18 protein-coding genes are annotated in these 16,781 nt (G+C 56.7%); 13 read left to right on the top strand and 5 right to left on the bottom strand.

Annotated elements, in window-relative coordinates; all coding sequences use genetic code 11:
• Positions 1-3: 3 nt before the first annotated feature.
• Positions 4-486, bottom strand: a complete 483-nt coding sequence (locus CKF42_RS02115) for a zinc ribbon-containing protein (protein WP_046101412.1) — start codon at positions 484-486, stop codon at positions 4-6.
• Positions 487-709: 223 nt separating this feature from the next.
• Between CKF42_RS02115 and leuS the strand changes: the two genes are divergently transcribed.
• From leuS to lipA, 13 genes are all read left to right on the top strand, one after another.
• On the top strand, positions 710-3,292 hold the full coding sequence (gene leuS / locus CKF42_RS02110) for a leucine--tRNA ligase (protein WP_046101411.1): 2,583 nt from the start codon (positions 710-712) through the stop codon (positions 3,290-3,292).
• Positions 3,293-3,306: 14 nt separating this feature from the next.
• A complete protein-coding gene (gene lptE / locus CKF42_RS02105; RefSeq protein WP_009091493.1) occupies positions 3,307-3,906 on the top strand; it encodes an LPS assembly lipoprotein LptE in 600 nt (199 codons plus the stop codon).
• Positions 3,903-4,934, top strand: coding sequence for a DNA polymerase III subunit delta (gene holA / locus CKF42_RS02100; protein ID WP_009091495.1), 1,032 nt, complete (start codon positions 3,903-3,905; stop codon positions 4,932-4,934). Before lptE ends, holA begins: the two co-directional genes overlap by 4 nt.
• Entirely contained in the window at positions 4,927-5,571 is a 645-nt protein-coding gene (gene nadD / locus CKF42_RS02095) for a nicotinate-nucleotide adenylyltransferase (protein ID WP_009091497.1), read from the top strand. The genes holA and nadD overlap by 8 nt, the downstream gene beginning before the upstream one ends.
• A gap of 92 nt (positions 5,572-5,663) precedes the next feature.
• A complete protein-coding gene (gene rsfS, locus CKF42_RS02090; protein WP_009091499.1) occupies positions 5,664-5,981 on the top strand; it encodes a ribosome silencing factor in 318 nt (105 codons plus the stop codon).
• 3 nt (positions 5,982-5,984) lie between these two features.
• Complete coding sequence (gene rlmH / locus CKF42_RS02085) at positions 5,985-6,455, top strand: 23S rRNA (pseudouridine(1915)-N(3))-methyltransferase RlmH (RefSeq protein WP_009091501.1); 471 nt, start codon at positions 5,985-5,987, stop codon at positions 6,453-6,455.
• Positions 6,456-6,489: 34 nt separating this feature from the next.
• Positions 6,490-8,394 carry a peptidoglycan DD-transpeptidase MrdA gene (gene mrdA, locus CKF42_RS02080; protein WP_111207372.1) on the top strand — a complete coding sequence of 635 codons (1,905 nt, stop codon included), beginning with the start codon at positions 6,490-6,492 and terminating at the stop codon, positions 8,392-8,394.
• A gap of 8 nt (positions 8,395-8,402) precedes the next feature.
• Positions 8,403-9,515 carry a peptidoglycan glycosyltransferase MrdB gene (gene mrdB, locus CKF42_RS02075; protein ID WP_033736585.1) on the top strand — a complete coding sequence of 371 codons (1,113 nt, stop codon included), beginning with the start codon at positions 8,403-8,405 and terminating at the stop codon, positions 9,513-9,515.
• A gap of 10 nt (positions 9,516-9,525) precedes the next feature.
• Complete coding sequence (gene rlpA / locus CKF42_RS02070; RefSeq protein ID WP_046101408.1) at positions 9,526-10,614, top strand: endolytic peptidoglycan transglycosylase RlpA; 1,089 nt, start codon at positions 9,526-9,528, stop codon at positions 10,612-10,614.
• A gap of 132 nt (positions 10,615-10,746) precedes the next feature.
• Positions 10,747-11,958, top strand: a complete 1,212-nt coding sequence (gene dacA / locus CKF42_RS02065; RefSeq protein WP_009091510.1) for a D-alanyl-D-alanine carboxypeptidase DacA — start codon at positions 10,747-10,749, stop codon at positions 11,956-11,958.
• A gap of 100 nt (positions 11,959-12,058) precedes the next feature.
• On the top strand, positions 12,059-12,322 hold the full coding sequence (ybeD, locus tag CKF42_RS02060) for a DUF493 family protein YbeD (RefSeq protein WP_009091513.1): 264 nt from the start codon (positions 12,059-12,061) through the stop codon (positions 12,320-12,322).
• A gap of 77 nt (positions 12,323-12,399) precedes the next feature.
• Positions 12,400-13,059 (top strand): lipoyl(octanoyl) transferase LipB, encoded by a 660-nt coding sequence (gene lipB / locus CKF42_RS02055; RefSeq protein WP_111207371.1) that lies wholly within the window; start codon positions 12,400-12,402, stop codon positions 13,057-13,059.
• Between the two features lie 169 nt (positions 13,060-13,228).
• Positions 13,229-14,194: a lipoyl synthase gene (gene lipA / locus CKF42_RS02050; protein ID WP_009091517.1), complete on the top strand. Its 966-nt coding sequence runs from the start codon at positions 13,229-13,231 to the stop codon at positions 14,192-14,194.
• Positions 14,195-14,301: 107 nt separating this feature from the next.
• On the opposite strand, the gene tatE is transcribed toward lipA, so the two are convergent.
• The 4 genes from tatE to cspE all read right to left on the bottom strand — a co-directional run bounded on the left by tatE (position 14,302) and on the right by cspE (position 16,601).
• The gene (tatE, locus tag CKF42_RS02045) at positions 14,302-14,505 is read right to left on the bottom strand and encodes a twin-arginine translocase subunit TatE (RefSeq protein WP_009091518.1); all 204 of its coding nucleotides are present in this window, start codon (positions 14,503-14,505) and stop codon (positions 14,302-14,304) included.
• 136 nt (positions 14,506-14,641) lie between these two features.
• Positions 14,642-15,436, bottom strand: a complete 795-nt coding sequence (locus tag CKF42_RS02040; RefSeq protein WP_111207377.1) for a deaminated glutathione amidase — start codon at positions 15,434-15,436, stop codon at positions 14,642-14,644.
• A 298-nt stretch (positions 15,437-15,734) separates the two neighbouring features.
• Positions 15,735-16,163 carry a GNAT family N-acetyltransferase gene (locus CKF42_RS02035; protein ID WP_111207370.1) on the bottom strand — a complete coding sequence of 143 codons (429 nt, stop codon included), beginning with the start codon at positions 16,161-16,163 and terminating at the stop codon, positions 15,735-15,737.
• A gap of 228 nt (positions 16,164-16,391) precedes the next feature.
• Complete coding sequence (gene cspE, locus CKF42_RS02030) at positions 16,392-16,601, bottom strand: transcription antiterminator/RNA stability regulator CspE (protein WP_006118399.1); 210 nt, start codon at positions 16,599-16,601, stop codon at positions 16,392-16,394.
• Positions 16,602-16,781: the final 180 nt, after the last annotated feature.

Here is a 16,781-nt window from a genome sequence, read left to right as displayed (position 1 = left end):
CTATCAGGGTTCAAAAGGCTGACGCTGAAACTGATCGTGGCCGCACTCCGGACAGCGTGACAGCGTTTCAGGCGTGTAGATTGCCCGGGTAAACTGGCACTTTTCACACACCAGATTCCCCAGCCCCACCACTTCCCCGCTCTGATACACCCCATGATGATGCAGATCCTGGAAGACCTCGCGCCACTCCAGCTGACTCTTATCGGTAATATCTGCCAGCTCTTTCCAGACGCTCTCACGGATAATGCGCATAAAGAGCGAGTCCGCGACCGGTTCTTCGACGTCGCTATAGCTGCGCGCAAACTCTTCCAGATCGCGTCGGACCGCGCGCAGTACCTGATCAATCTCCTCTTCCGTCATATCGTTGCGCGCCAGCAGCTGGCTTCGCCGTCCGTCAATCAGCGCATCCGGGTTACGATCGCCCTGACGCAGACGGTCGGTCAGTACGGCCAACGACTCGCGATATTCCTGAGCCACTTTATTCATTTTGTTCTCCTTTTATGCAGACTCTCGCTGAATTAAGTTTAGTCGCAATGTTGCTTTTGCCGTGTCGTCTGTACAGGGAATTACAAAAGGGTGAAGGTTCTGACGCTTTCGGCAGAAATCGCGCCAGCAAAAGTGGGAAGTGTTGTTGATATGCGGCCTTATGGGTATGCTATGCGGATCTTAAAGCCAGAAAAATGTTATTCACAAAGGACCACAGGCAGCCATGCAAGAGCAATACCGCCCGGAAGAGATTGAATCCCGTGTGCAGCAACACTGGGATGAAAACGAAACGTTTAAAGTGACTGAGCAGGAAGGTAAAGAAAAATATTACTGCCTTTCAATGTTGCCCTATCCTTCTGGGCGCCTGCACATGGGCCACGTTCGTAACTACACCATCGGCGACGTAATCGCGCGTTATCAGCGTATGCTCGGCAAAAACGTACTCCAGCCGATTGGCTGGGATGCTTTCGGCCTGCCTGCAGAAGGCGCAGCGGTGAAGAACAACACCGCGCCAGCCCCGTGGACCTACGACAACATCGCCTACATGAAGAACCAGCTTAAACTGCTGGGCTTTGGCTATGACTGGAGCCGTGAACTGGCGACCTGCCAGCCTGAGTATTACCGCTGGGAACAGTGGTTCTTCACCAAACTCTATGAAAAAGGCCTGGTCTACAAAAAAACCTCGGCGGTGAACTGGTGCCCGAACGATCAGACCGTACTGGCTAACGAGCAGGTGATCGACGGCTGCTGCTGGCGCTGTGACACCAAAGTTGAGCGCAAAGAGATCCCGCAGTGGTTCATTAAAATCACCGATTATGCGGAAGAGCTGCTGAACGACCTGGATACGCTGGACGAGTGGCCTGAGCAGGTCAAAACCATGCAGCGTAACTGGATTGGTCGCTCAGAAGGCGTTGAAATCACCTTCGACGTGGCTGACAGCGAAGAGAAAGTCACTGTCTACACCACCCGCCCGGATACCTTTATCGGCGCCACCTATGTGGCCGTGGCCGCAGGCCATCCGCTGGCGACCCAGGCGTCGGTGAACAATCCGGCGCTGGCCGACTTTATCGCTGAATGCCGCAACACCAAAGTGGCTGAAGCCGATATGGCGACCATGGAGAAGAAAGGCATGGCGACCGGCCTCTCGGTTGTCCACCCGTTGACCGGCGAACACCTGCCTGTCTGGGTCGCTAACTTCGTCCTGATGGAATATGGCACGGGTGCCGTGATGGCGGTTCCGGCGCACGACCAGCGCGACTGGGAGTTTGCTACCAAATATGACCTGCCCATTAAGCCGGTTGTCCTTAACCTGGATGGCAGCATTCCTGACGTCAGCGCGGCGGCGATGACCGACAAAGGTGCCCTGTTCAACTCTGGCGAATTTAACAGCCTGGATCATGCGGCTGGTTTTAACGCCATCGCAGATACCCTGGCGGCCAAAGGCGTGGGCGTGCGTAAAGTGAACTACCGTCTGCGCGACTGGGGCGTTTCCCGTCAGCGCTACTGGGGTGCGCCTATCCCGATGGTCACGCTGGAAGATGGCACCGTAATGCCTGCACCAGAAGATCAGCTGCCGGTGATCCTTCCGGAAGATGTGGTGATGGATGGCATTACCAGCCCGATCAAAGCGGATCCGGAGTGGGCAAAAACTACGGTAAATGGCCAGCCTGCGCTGCGCGAAACCGATACCTTTGACACCTTCATGGAGTCCTCCTGGTACTACGCACGTTACACCTGTGCCGACTACAAAGAGGGTATGCTGGACCCGGCTGCAGCGAACTACTGGCTGCCGGTCGATCAGTATGTCGGCGGTATCGAGCACGCCATCATGCACCTGATGTATTTCCGCTTCTTCCACAAGCTGCTGCGTGATGCGGGCCTGGTGAACTCCAGCGAGCCGGCCAAACGCCTGCTGTGCCAGGGTATGGTGCTGGCTGATGCCTTCTACTACCTCGGCGACAACGGCGAACGCAACTGGGTTTCACCGGTTGACGTTGAGGTTGAGCGTGACGAGAAAGGCCGCATCGTGAAGGCCGTGGATAAGCAGGGTCGCGAGGTGATCTACGCGGGCATGAGCAAAATGTCGAAGTCGAAAAACAACGGCATCGACCCACAGCTGATGGTTGAGCGTTACGGCGCGGATACCGTGCGTCTGTTTATGATGTTTGCCTCACCGGCGGATATGACGCTGGAGTGGCAGGAGTCTGGCGTTGAAGGCGCAAACCGCTTCCTGAAGCGTGTCTGGAAACTGGTCTACGAGCACACCCAGCTGGGTGCGACCGTGGCACTGGATGTGGAGAGCCTGAACGATGAGCAGAAATCGCTGCGTCGCGACCTGCACAAAACCATCGCCAAAGTAGCCGATGATATCGGCCGTCGTCAGACCTTCAACACCGCTATCGCGGCGATTATGGAGCTGATGAATAAACTGGCCCGCGCGCCGCAGGAAAGCGAGCAGGATCGCGCCCTGATGCAGGAAGCGCTGCTTGCGGTCGTTCGTCTGCTCTATCCGTTTACCCCGCACGCCAGCTACGTTCTGTGGCAGACGCTGGGTGGCGAAGGCTCTATTGATGAAGCGACCTGGCCGGTTGCGGATGAAGCCGCTATGGTTGAAGATTCACTACTGGTTGTGGTGCAGGTCAACGGCAAAGTGCGTGGCAAAATCACCGTCGCCGCCGATGCAACACAGGAACAGGTTCAGGCACGCGCTGCCCAGGAGCATCTGGTGGCGAAATACCTGGACGGTGTGACTATCCGTAAAGTCATTTATGTACCGGGCAAACTGCTTAACCTGGTCGTAGGTTAAGTTCAGGAGGAACTGTGCGACATCCGATTATCAGGCTGTTTGTCATGCTGGCGGTGGTCATTACCGCCGGCTGTGGTTTTCATCCGCGTGGCACCACACAGGTGCCCAGCGAACTGAAAACCCTGATTGTTTCAACCGGCGATCCTTATGGACCCCTTGCGCGTACTGTGCGTCAGCAGCTGCGTATCAACGATGTCACTATTGTTGAAGACACTAAACAGAACCGCACCGATATTCCGACGCTGCGTCTGGGTCCTGAGGTGTCGGGGCGTAACACCGCCTCGGTCTTTATCAGCGGCACCTCTGCGGAGTATCAGCTGGTCATGACGCTAACGGCGCAGGTCCTGTTGCCGGGCAAAGGCATCTATCCTATCAGCACCACGGTCTATCGTTCATTCTTCGATAACCCGAACGCGGCGCTGGCAAAAGATGCCGAGCAGGATCTGATTACGCAGGAGATGCGTCAGCGTGCGGCCGAACAGCTGATACGTAAGCTGCTGACCGTGCATGCCGCACAGATCAACAACAAAGAGACCTTACCGGCGTCCGTGATTCCGGTGCCGGGCCAGGTTTCAAAGGAAGCGCCCACTTCCTCTGCCACCAGTCTGCAATGATCAGGATTTATCCTGAGCAACTCAGCGCGCAGCTCCGTGAGGGGCTGCGCGCCTGTTATTTATTAACCGGAAACGAACCGCTGCTGTTGCAGGAGAGTGCCGACGCCATTCGCGCCGCCGCAACCGCGCAGGGATTCCAGGAACATTTCAGTTTTACGCTGGATGCGCAGACCGACTGGGAAAGCCTGTTCGTCAGCTGCCAGTCACTGAGTCTGTTTGCCCAGCGTCAGACCCTCACGCTGCAATTCCCCGACAATGGCCCTAACGCCGCAATGGCCGAGCAGCTGGTTAAGCTGTCGCAGTTGCTGCACGCCGATATCCTGCTGGTCTGCCGGATGGCAAAGCTGACCCGCGCGCAGGAAAACAGCGCCTGGTTTAAAGCGCTGTCCGCCTCTGCGGTCATGGTGCCCTGCCAGACACCAGAGCAGGCGCAACTGCCCCGCTGGGTGGTGAATCGGGCCAGAGCGCTGAAGCTATCGGTGGATGACGCCGCCGTGCAGCTGCTCTGTTACTGCTACGAAGGCAATCTGCTGGCGCTTGCTCAGGCACTGGAGCGGCTCTCACTGCAGTGGCCTGACGGCAAACTGACGCTGCCGCGGGTAGAAGAGGCGGTCAGTGATGCAGCGCACTTCACCCCTTTCCACTGGGTGGATGCGTTACTGGCAGGCAAAAGCCGCCGCGCCCTGCATATCCTCCATCAGCTGGAGAAAGAGGAGAGCGAGGTGGTGATTCTGCTGCGTACGCTGCAGCGCGATATGCTGACGCTGCTGCATCTGCAACGTCATCAGGCACAGCAGCCGTTGCGCACGCTGATGGATCAGCAGCGGATCTGGCAGAATCGCCGCGCGCTGTTTACAGAGGCGCTGCAGCGACTCGACGCTGCCCGTCTGCAGCGCGCGATCCATCTGCTGAGTCAGATTGAGGTGACGCTGAAGCAGGATTATGGACAGCCGGTGTGGCCTCAGTTACAGACCCTGACGCTGCTGCTCAGCAGCCGGGCTTTTCCGACGAGTTTTGCGCATGTCTGAGTTGCAGGCGCTGTTTGGCGGCACGTTCGATCCGATTCATTTCGGCCATCTGCGCCCGGTTGAAGCGCTGGCGCAGCAGACCGGTCTGCAGCGCGTGACGCTGCTGCCCAATAATGTCCCTCCCCATCGTCCGCAGCCGGAAGCCAGTGCGGCCCAGCGGGTCGACATGCTGCGCTGTGCTATCGCCGGTTTGCCGCTGTTTGATATTGATACCCGTGAGCTGGCGCGCGATACGCCCTCCTGGACCGTGACGACCCTGGAGGCCTGGCGCGCCGAACGCGGTGCCGCCCAGCCGCTGGGATTTATCATTGGTCAGGACTCCTTACTGAGCTTAGCCAGCTGGCATCGCTGGCAGGATCTGCTGTCACTCTGTCATCTGCTGGTGTGCCAGCGGCCGGGCTATGCCACGCGCTTTGAGGCGCCGGAGATGCAGCAGTGGCTCAATGAACACCTCGCCGGCGATATCCGGCAGCTGCATCAGCAGCCTGCGGGCCATATCTGGCTGGCAGACACGCCGCTGTATAACATTTCGGCAACCGAAATCCGCCGCCGCCGCCATCAGAACCTGCCCTGCGACGACCTGTTGCCCCCGGCGGTGATCGACTATATCGACCGCGAAGGCTTATATCGCGACTGATCCGGGCATGCTATACTGCGCCGCTTAATTTTCTGGCTGCACTTTCCGGGCTCGCAGCCGGCCCGATACCATCAGATTCAGAGGGGAACCTTTTGCAAGGTAAAGCACTCCAAGAGTTCGTTATTGATAAGATTGATGATCTCAAAGGTCAGGACATCGTGACCATCGACGTTCAGGGCAAATCCAGCATCACCGATTTCATGATCATCTGCACCGGCACCTCTACGCGTCATGTGACCTCGATCGCAGAGCACGTTGAGCAGGAGTCCCGTTTAGCTGGCCTGATGCCGTTGGGCATCGAAGGTAAAAGCGCGGCGGACTGGATCGTGGTTGATCTCGGTGATGTCATCGTGCACGTGATGCAGGAAGAGAGTCGCCAGCTGTATGAGCTGGAAAAACTCTGGGGCTAATCGGTGAAACTGCAACTTGTTGCCGTCGGCACGAAAATGCCCGACTGGGTGCAGACCGGTTTCATGGAGTATCTGCGCCGCTTCCCGAAAGATATGCCACTTGAGCTGACCGAAGTCACCGCGGGGAAACGCGGCAAAAATGCTGATATCAAACGCATTCTTGAAAAAGAGGGTGAAGCGATGTTAGCGGCGGTCGGCAAAGGAAATCGCATCGTCACGCTGGATATTCCCGGTCATCCGTGGGAAACCCCGCAGCTGGCGCAGCAGCTTGAACGCTGGAAACTGGATGGCCGCGATGTCAGCCTGCTGATTGGCGGGCCTGAAGGCCTGGCCCCCGCCTGCAAAGCGGCGGCAGAGCAGAGCTGGTCCCTGTCAGCATTGACGTTGCCCCATCCGCTGGTGCGCGTGCTGGTTGCGGAAAGTCTGTATCGAGCCTGGAGCATTACGGCAAATCATCCTTATCATCGTGAATGACCGATCAGCCCACAGCAGACATGACAAGTAGCGGATGAAATTACAAAGCAACGCCTTTCGCGATTACAGCGCCGAACAGAAACTCTTTGTCCGTCGGGCGTTTTTCGCCTTCGTCGGTATTTTGCTGCTCTCTTCAATCCTGGTGGTGAACCTTTACCATCTGCAGATCCTTCGCTTTGATGATTACAGTACCCGCTCCAACCAGAACCGCATAAAACTGGTGCCTGTCGCGCCCAGCCGCGGCATTATCTACGATCGTACCGGCACGCCGCTTGCGCTGAACCGCACCATCTATCAGGCTGAACTGGTGCCGGAAAAAGTCGATAACCTGCAACAGACGCTGGAAAATCTGCGCCCGATCCTGGAGCTGACGGATGAAGATCTGGAAAACTTCCAGAAAGAGCGTAAACGCTCGCGTCGTTTTACCTCCATTCCGGTGAAAACCGCGCTGAATGAGGTGCAGGTCGCCCGTTTTGCGGTCAATCAGTACCGCTTCCCCGGCGTGGAAGTGAAAGGCTATCAGCGCCGCTACTACCCTTACGGTGCCACGCTGACGCATGTGGTCGGCTACGTCTCCAAAATCAACGATCGTGATGTGGCCCGCCTCGATAAAGAGGGGATCTGGCCAAATTACGCCGCGACCCACGATATCGGCAAGCTGGGCATCGAAGCCTATTATGAAGATCTCCTGCATGGCAAAACCGGCTTTGAGGAGGTTGAGGTCAACAACCGTGGCCGGGTCATTCGCCAGCTGCATGAGGAGTCGCCTCAGGCGGGCCGTGATATCTATCTGACGATCGATCTCAAACTGCAGCAATATATTGAAACCCTGCTGGCGGGCAGTCGCGCAGCGGTGGTCGTCAGCGATCCGCGCACCGGCGAAATCCTCGCCATGGTTTCTACCCCCAGCTACGACGCCAACTTATTTGTCGACGGGATTTCCAGTAAGGATTACCGCGGCCTGCTGGAAGATGAAAACCGCCCGCTCTATAACCGCGCGATTCAGGCTGCCTACCCTCCCGCCTCTACGGTCAAACCCTATGTCGCCGTCTCGGCCATGAGTGCCGGGGTGATTAACCGCAACACCAGTGTTTTCGATCCCGGCTGGTGGCAGCTTCCCGGTTCCGAAAAGCGTTTCCGCGACTGGAAGAAATGGGGCCATGGTCGTCTCAACGTCACCAAAGCGCTGGAAGAGTCTGCTGATACCTTCTTCTATCAGGTCGCCTATGACATGGGCATCGATCGCCTCTCTGAATGGATGAACAAGTTTGGCTACGGCAGCCGGACCGGTATCGACCTGCCGCAGGAGAGCGCCGGCAATATGCCGACCCGAGACTGGAAGATGAGACGCTTTAAAAAGCCGTGGTATCAGGGTGACACCATTCCGGTGGGCATCGGCCAGGGCTACTGGACGGCCACGCCGCTGCAGATGAACAAAGCGATGATGATTCTGATTAACGATGGCATCATCCGTGTGCCGCATATCCTGCGCGCTACCCGTGAAGGCCGGACGCTGGTGCCCTATCGCCAGCCGCCTGCCGCGCCGATTGGCGATATCCATTCCGGCTACTGGGAAATCGCCAAAGATGGCATGTATGGCGTGGCAAACCGCCCTAACGGCACCGCGCACAAGAGCTTTGCGGATGCGCCCTACAAAATCGCCGCTAAGTCCGGTACGGCACAGGTCTTTGGCCTGAAAGAGAACGAAACCTATAACGCCCACAGAATTGCTGAACGATTACGCGACCATAAGTTAATGACCGCGTTTGCTCCCTATGACAAACCTCGGGTTGCCGTGACCATTATTCTGGAAAACGGTGGCGCCGGTCCGGCTGTCGGCACCGTCATGCGCCAGATTCTGGATCACATCATGTTAGGTGATAACAATACAGTCCTGCCGGACGCCGCCCCGGTGCCGCCCGGTTATGAAGGTGAATAAACATGTCGATGCAAGATAGTCCGCAGAAACGATCAATCTGGATGCGCATCCACATCGATCCGCTGTTTATGCTGATCATCCTCGGCCTGCTGACCTACAGCGCCGTGGTGATCTGGAGTGCCAGTGGTCAGGACCCGGGCATGATGGAGCGTAAACTGGGTCAGATCGCGATGGGCCTGGTGATCATGATTGTGCTGGCGCAGGTGCCGCCGCGTGTCTATGAAGGCTGGGCACCTTATCTCTATATTGTCTGCGTGATCCTGCTGGTGGCGGTAGATGCCTTCGGTCAGATCAGTAAAGGCGCACAGCGCTGGCTCGATCTCGGCTTTGTCCGTTTTCAGCCCTCGGAGATTGCCAAGATCGCGGTGCCGCTGATGGTCGCGCGCTTTATTAACCGTGACGTCTGCCCGCCGACGCTGAAAAATACCGGTATTGCGCTGGTGCTGATCTTCGTGCCTACCCTGCTGGTGGCCGCGCAGCCCGACCTCGGTACCTCCATCCTGATTGCCGCCTCGGGTTTGTTTGTGCTGTTCCTGTCAGGGATGAGCTGGAAACTGATTGGCGTGGCGGTGCTGCTGGTGGCCGCCTTTATCCCGATCCTGTGGTTTTTCCTGATGCACGACTATCAGCGCGATCGCGTCATGATGCTGCTCGACCCGGAAACGGATCCGCTGGGTGCCGGCTATCACATCATTCAGTCGAAAATCGCCATTGGCTCGGGGGGACTGCGCGGCAAAGGCTGGCTGCAGGGCACCCAGTCTCAGCTGGAGTTTTTGCCGGAACGTCACACCGACTTTATCTTTGCGGTTCTGGCCGAAGAGTTAGGGCTGGTGGGCGTGCTGCTGCTGCTGACCCTTTATCTGCTGCTGATCATGCGCGGACTGGTGGTGGCCGCGCGGGCGCAGACCACCTTTGGCCGGGTCATGGCGGGCGGTTTAATGCTGATTTTATTCGTTTATGTTTTCGTTAACATTGGCATGGTTAGTGGTATCTTACCGGTGGTTGGCGTACCGCTGCCGCTGGTCAGTTATGGCGGCTCCGCGCTAATCGTGCTTATGGCGGGATTTGGCATCGTGATGTCGATCCACACTCACCGAAAAATGTTATCTAAAAGTGTCTAAGAGGCTGCAGATGCGTAAGGAATGGCTTGGCGTTGCACTGGCATCACTGGTTCTGGCGGCCTGTACCACGCCGGAACCCCAAAATACGGCGCCGCCGCAACCGGCATACAATGGACCGGTGGTAGAGATTCCGGGCGTTGAGCCACGTTATGAGCCGGTTAATCCGGGCACCAGCCAGGATTACAGCGTCAACGGCAAAAATTATCGCATCGTTAAAGATCCCTCCAACTTCAGTGAAGTCGGTCTGGCCACCTGGTACGGTGAAGAAGCGCAGGGCAACCGCACCGCCATCGGTGAAACCTACGATCCCGATGCGCTGACAGCAGCCCACCCTACCCTGCCGCTGCCGAGCTATGTGCGCGTCACCAATATCGCCAACGGTCGTCAGATTGTGGTGCGGGTGAACGATCGCGGTCCTTATACGCCGGGTCGTATTATCGATCTCTCCCGCGCCGCCGGTGACCGCCTGAATATCTCGAACAATTCGCGGGTGCGGGTCGACTTTATCAAGGTCGCGCCTGACGGCTCACTCTCTGGTCCTGGCACCATCGGCACCGTCGTGGCGAAACAGAGTTACGCCCTGCCCGCCCGTCCGGACCTGAGTGGTGGCGCCGTCATGAATGGCGGCAGCGCAGCGGCTGCTCAGCCGCCAGCGCAGAATGTGGACGCTATCAGTAACAGCACGCTGCAGAGCAGTGACAGCATGGGTGCACCGGTGCAGAGCAGCGGCTTTCTTGGCGCGCCCCAGCCTTTAGCGAGCGGCGTGCTGGAAGGCAGTGAACCGCCCGCTGCCGCCGTTGCCGCACCGGCAGCGGTTGCTGCTCCCGCCGCCGCCAGCGCCGCGCCTGCGGCCAGCCGGGGAACCGCAGCGGGCTATGTCGTGCAGGTCGGCGCGCTGAACGATCCGGCGCGTGCACAGCAGATGATGAAAAGCCTGAGCCAGCGTTATGGTGTGCCCGGGAAAGTTGAAGACGCAGGCAACAATGTTTATCGCGTGCAGCTTGGCGGGTACGCTACCCGCGCCGAAGCCGCCGCGCTGCAACAGCGCCTGAGCAGTGAAGGCCAGACCGCTTCATTTATTACTAATACGCGTCGCTGATCCGTTTGTCAGACCGCTGCACGTTACGTCTGCTAACAACCCAATCATTTCACCCCATGCCAGCGCCCCTGGCATTGGGTATGATAAGTGACTTTTTTAAACCTCAAACTCACGGATGTTGTAGTCCTACACATGAACACGCTGAAATCCTCTCGTTTGCTGAAACGCCTGACAGTGGGATCACTGATCGCTTTCTCCCTCAGCCATGCTGCTATCGCTGATGACGTCAATCTCAAGACCATGATTCCGGGCGTACCGGACATTGATGCCGAAGCGTATGTCCTTATCGACTACAACTCGGGCAAAGTGCTGGCGGAGAAAAATGCCGATGCACGCCGCGATCCTGCCAGTCTGACCAAGATGATGACCAGCTACGTCATCGGTCAGGCCGTGAAAGCCGGTAAAATTCATCAGGACGATATGGTCACCATCGGTCAGGATGCCTGGGCCACCGGTAACCCGGTGTTTAAAGGCTCCTCGCTGATGTTCCTGAAGCCAGGCGACCGCGTACCGGTTTCTCAGCTGACCCGTGGGATTGTGCTGCAGTCCGGTAACGACGCCTGTGTAGCGATGGCTGACTATGTTGCCGGCAGCCAGGACGCGTTCGTTAATCTGATGAACAACTACGTCAAAGCGCTTGGCCTGCAGAATACCCACTTCGGCACGGTGCATGGTCTGGACGCTGAAGGTCAGTACAGCTCCGCGCGCGACATGGCGCTGATCGGTCAGGCGCTGATCCGCGATGTGCCGGAAGAGTACGCCATCTATAAAGAGAAAGAGTTCACCTTCAACAATATCCGTCAGATGAACCGTAACGGTCTGCTGTGGGATACTAACCTGAATGTGGATGGGATCAAAACCGGTCACACCAACTCGGCAGGTTTTAACCTGGTGGCATCTGCGACAGAAGGCCAGATGCGCCTGATTTCTGCCGTCATGGGCGGGCACACCTTTAAAGGCCGTGAAACGGAGAGCAAGAAACTGCTGACCTGGGGCTTCCGTTTCTTTGAAACCGTCGCGCCGCTGAAAGCAGGTAAAGAGTTCGCCTCTGAGCCGGTCTGGTTCGGCGATAATGACCGCGTGCAGCTGGGTGTGGAAAAAGATGCCTACCTGACCATTCCACGTGGCCGTATGAAAGATCTGAAGGCAAGCTATGTGCTGAACAACACAGAACTGCATGCCCCGCTGAAGAAAAACCAGGTCGTCGGCAGCATCAACTTCCAGCTGGATGGCAAAACCATCGAACAGCGTCCGCTGGTGGTACTGAATGAAATTTCCGAAGGCGGTTTCTTTGGCCGTATCGTTGATTACATCAAGCTGATGTTCCATCACTGGTTCGGTTAAGCGTGACGGGTGATTGAAAAATCACCCTTCCGCCCCCATTACACGATATTATGATGCTCCCGCTCAGGCGGGAGCCTGTTTTTTATGCACCGGAGTTAATATGAAAACCAAACTGAATGAGCTGCTCGAATTTCCTACCCCGTTTACCTACAAAGTAATGGGTCTGGCGCAACCGGAGCTGGTTGATCAAGTGGTTGAAGTGGTGCAACGTCATGCGCCCGGCGACTACAGTCCTGAAGTTAAGCCGAGCAGCAAAGGCAACTATCACTCGGTTAACATCACCATCAACGCGACCCACATCGAACAGGTTGAGCGCCTGTACGAAGAGCTGGGCAAGATCGAAATTGTGCGGATGGTGCTGTAATTTACGGGTCGGCAAGGCGCCTGTGCCTGACGGTTTGCCGACATTATCCAGCGATTCTTCTTTAGCGGATTCTCGTTTTGTCAGTTGAAACCCTTCTCGTCCGTCAGTCCGGTCTGCGCGACTGGCAATCTGTCTCCGATGCCATGCACCACTATACCGACCAGCGCGATGAACAGAGTCGCGACGAAATCTGGCTGGTCGAACATCCGCCGGTCTTTACCCAGGGCCAGGCAGGAAAAGCGGAACATCTGCTGATGCCGGGAGAGATTCCGGTGGTGCAGAGCGACCGCGGTGGCCAGGTGACCTATCACGGTCCGGGACAGCAGGTGATGTATGTCCTGATCGATGTCAGACGCCGTAAGCTTGGCGTCCGCCAGCTGGTTACGATTCTGGAAGAGACGGTGATTGCCACCCTGGCGGAATCTGGCGTCAGCGCCCGCGCGCGTGCCGATGCCCCTGGCGTCTACGTGGGTGATGAAAAGATCTGCTCACTGGGATTACGCATCCGCAAAGGCTGCTCGTTTCACGGTCTGGCGCTGAATGTGGCGATGGATCTCTCCCCCTTTCTGCGGATTAACCCCTGCGGCTACGCCGGCATGAGCATGACTCAGTTAAGTCATTTCCGGCCGGGCGTTACGACAGAACAGGTTCGTTCACCGCTGGTCAGCGCGTTTGCGCGGCTGGCCGGTTACGACCATGTTGAGTGGACCACGGATGATCTGCCGGTTCAGCCTTAGCGCTGAATGCGAATTTACAAATATGTAACTTTTCCGCGCTGACGGTGGCTGCTTCCCGGGCGCTGAGATGATATAATTTTTGCACTTTTTTCAAATAAAGTTGAAAGCACCCTTCCCGGTTTGAATGGGAACGCTTTCAAATCGCAATCCGACCGGAACCTGCTGATTTATGAGTAAACCAATTCAGATGGAACGCGGCGTCAAATATCGTGACGCAGACAAAATGGCGCTGATCCCGGTGAAAACCGTGGCTGTTGAACGGCAGGAGATGTTGCGTAAGCCGGAATGGATGAAAATCAAGCTGCCAGCTGACTCCAGTCGTATTCAGGGCATCAAAGCGGCGATGCGTAAAAATGGACTGCACTCGGTCTGTGAAGAGGCCTCGTGCCCTAACCTCGCCGAATGCTTTAACCACGGCACCGCCACCTTTATGATCCTGGGCGCAATCTGTACCCGCCGCTGTCCGTTCTGCGATGTGGCCCATGGGCGTCCCAACGCGCCTGATGCCGGTGAGCCCGCGAAGCTGGCGCAGACCATCGCCGACATGGGACTGCGTTACGTCGTGATCACCTCGGTTGACCGTGACGATTTGCGTGACGGTGGCGCTCAGCATTTTGCCGACTGCATCAGCGCGATTCGCGAAAAAAATCCGACGATCAAAATTGAGACGCTGGTGCCGGACTTCCGTGGCCGTATGGATCGCGCGCTGGAGATCCTCACCGCGACGCCACCGGATGTGTTCAACCACAACCTGGAAAACGTACCGCGCGTCTATCGTCAGGTTCGTCCCGGCGCTAACTACGAGTGGTCGCTGAAGCTGCTGGAGCGTTTCAAAGAAGCGCACCCGGATGTCCCGACCAAATCAGGTCTGATGGTGGGTCTGGGCGAAACGAATGCCGAAATCATTGAAGTGATGCGCGATCTGCGTCGCCACGGCGTCACCATGCTGACGCTGGGTCAGTATCTGCAGCCGAGCCGTCACCATCTGCCGGTTCAGCGTTACGTCAGCCCGGCCGAATTTGATGAGATGAAAGAAGAAGCGATGGCGATGGGCTTCACGCATGCGGCATGTGGTCCGTTTGTCCGCTCTTCCTATCATGCCGATATGCAGGCGAAAGGGATGGAAGTGAAGTAATTCCCGCTTTGCTGCTGCATAAAAACAAAAAACCAGACTGCTGACAGTCTGGTTTTTTTATGTGTGCCTGAAATAAAAAGTAACAGTTATTTGCTGCAAATAACCGATTAATCTTTATGAACGACGCGTTCTGCAGGCACGTCTTCAGCCGTATTTCGGGTTGCACTGGTATCTTCATCTTTCATGGCTTTCTTGAAGCCCTTGATTGCGGAGCCCAGATCGCCACCCAGCGAGCGCAACTTGTTGGTACCAAAAAGCAGTACGATAAGCGCACCGATAATCAGCAGCTTGGCAATACTGATACCTTCCATATTTAACCTTTCAACTTTATCGAATAACGGTGACTGTTATTTACGCGCAGATTGCCTGTCACCACAAGCAGAATCTGTAACAGAGTAAGATCTGACACCCTTCCCGTCAGCGTATCCGGCTCAGGCTCTGTATGTTTCACTCTCCGTCGAGTTCAGGCCGGGCAAAACGCCGGTTCTCCAGCACCGGCAGTACCTGACGGGCATAGGCAAGACGTTCGGGATCGAGGTCGGCAAACAGCAGTGCGGGCGCTTCCGCCGCGTTTGCTACCGCGACCCCCATCGGGTCCACCACCAGACTGTTGCCGATATTCCGTGGACCACACTCGCCCGCCGCCACCATATAGCAGGTGTTTTCCAGCGCACGGGCGCGGGTCAGCAGTTCCCAGTGCATCTCTTTCAGCGGGCCTTTCACCCAGGCGGCAGGCAGCACCAGGACGTCGGCACCGTCCAGCGCCAGCCGCCGCGCCATCTCCGGAAACCGCACGTCATAGCAGGTCATTAAGCCCACCTTCATACCGGCCACCTCAATCAGCGGAGGAATGACCCGGCCGGGATTGACCCGCTGCGACTCCTGCATCGTGAAAGCATCATAGAGATGCAGTTTTTCATAAACGGCGATGATCTCACCCTGTCGGAAGGCAACCAGCACGTTAAGCGCTTTCTGCGCGCCGTCGGGAACATGCAGACAGAGGATCGTCGTCAGGGCACGCTCTTTGCTGGCTGCCAGCAGCTGGCTCAGGAAAGGGCCATCCAGCGGCTGCGCCGCTTTCAGCACGATATCGGGATCGTTAATGTCCCGCGCCAGCACGCCTTCCGGCAGGACCAGCAGATCGGCTCCCCCTTCCGCCGCCCGCTGCATCAGATCCAGACAGACAGCGGCGTTTTCCTGCCATTCACGACCAACGGCAAACTGCCCCAGTGCCACTCTCATCATTGTTCTTCTCCTGCTGTCGCCGTCAACAGCCTTCCGGCGCCCCTGTCAGAGGGATTCGCTCAGGCTGTCCCTGTTCACTGCCCTCATTGATCAACGCCGCGTCTGCGGTCGGGCTGAGGGAGCATCGTAACCTGAACACACCGGGAAAGTCTGCCGGAGAGAGCCTGTCAGCTCAGACGGGCGCCTGAAGGATGTGCGCAGGGCAACCGTTTCTGCTGCCTGTCTGGCGCGGAGAAAGCAGAAAGCACTGACCACCGGCCGCTCTCCTGCGGGAGGCTCACCCGCCGGCTGAAAATTAACTCGCCAGGGATTTAATATGATAACGGGGTGATTCGGCAAAGCCTTCACGGCCGTAGAAGAGATTCGCTTTCAGGCGCGACTGGTGGCAATGCACCTCCATGCGATCGCAGCCACGACGCGCGGCCAGCGCCTCAGCATGCTGAAGCAGCTGCTGCCCAATCCCTTTGCTGCGCTCGCCTTCGGCAATGCAGAAGTAGCTGATGCGGGCAAAGTCACCGGCCAGCGCCAGCTGTGGAATGAAATGCAGGGAAAGGAACCCCAGCACCTGGTTATCCTGTTCCGCCACTAAGAGTGCTTCACTGGGATCGCTGCATAACTGCGCCAGGCGCTGCTCAATAAAACCTTCGGTGCCGCCGTAGCCTAATTCGCTGAGCAACGCACTCAGCGCAAAACTGTCTTTTAACTCTGCCTGCCGTATATTCATCCTGCCTCCTCACCCACCGGGATCTGTCACTCTGTTATAACGCGTTGCCCGCAAAAAAGCGGCACTTCAGCTTGTTATAAATATGTTACGAGGATTTATTGTGAAGCGTCGCGCAGTTTGTGCGGCAGACGAGCCAGCAGCGCAGGATCGACAGGAGAAGGTGATGCGCAGATGACAGGCATAAAAAAACCCGCCATCAGGCGGGTTTTTAGAATTCTGACTGTTAACTTACAGGCTGATAACGTTAGCAGCAGATGGGCCTTTAGCACCGTCGGTGATTTCAAACTCAACGCGCTGACCTTCAGCCAGAGTTTTGAAGCCGTTGCTCTGGATTGCAGAGAAGTGTACGAATACATCTTTGCTGCCATCTTCAGGAGTAATGAAACCGAATCCTTTAGATTCATTAAACCACTTAACGTTACCTTTGATCTTAGACATCTATATTACCTTTACATGAAAAATGGACACTAAACTGTGTCGGCATCTAGTACAGCAATTGCGGAGGGATTTGTCCAGCACGATTTGATGAAAAAGTGATAAATATCGACTTTCTGTGCATCCATCACACTTTCCTGCTTTCCGACTTGCGAAATCGGTTTCAGCAGCTAGCGAACGCCT

The sequence above is a fragment of the Pantoea sp. ARC270 genome (assembly GCF_003236725.1).
In the GTDB taxonomy this organism is placed as follows: domain Bacteria; phylum Pseudomonadota; class Gammaproteobacteria; order Enterobacterales; family Enterobacteriaceae; genus Pantoea; species Pantoea anthophila.
Note: the sequence above shows the minus strand (reverse complement) of the source record. Positions and strands in the feature narration are given on the sequence as shown.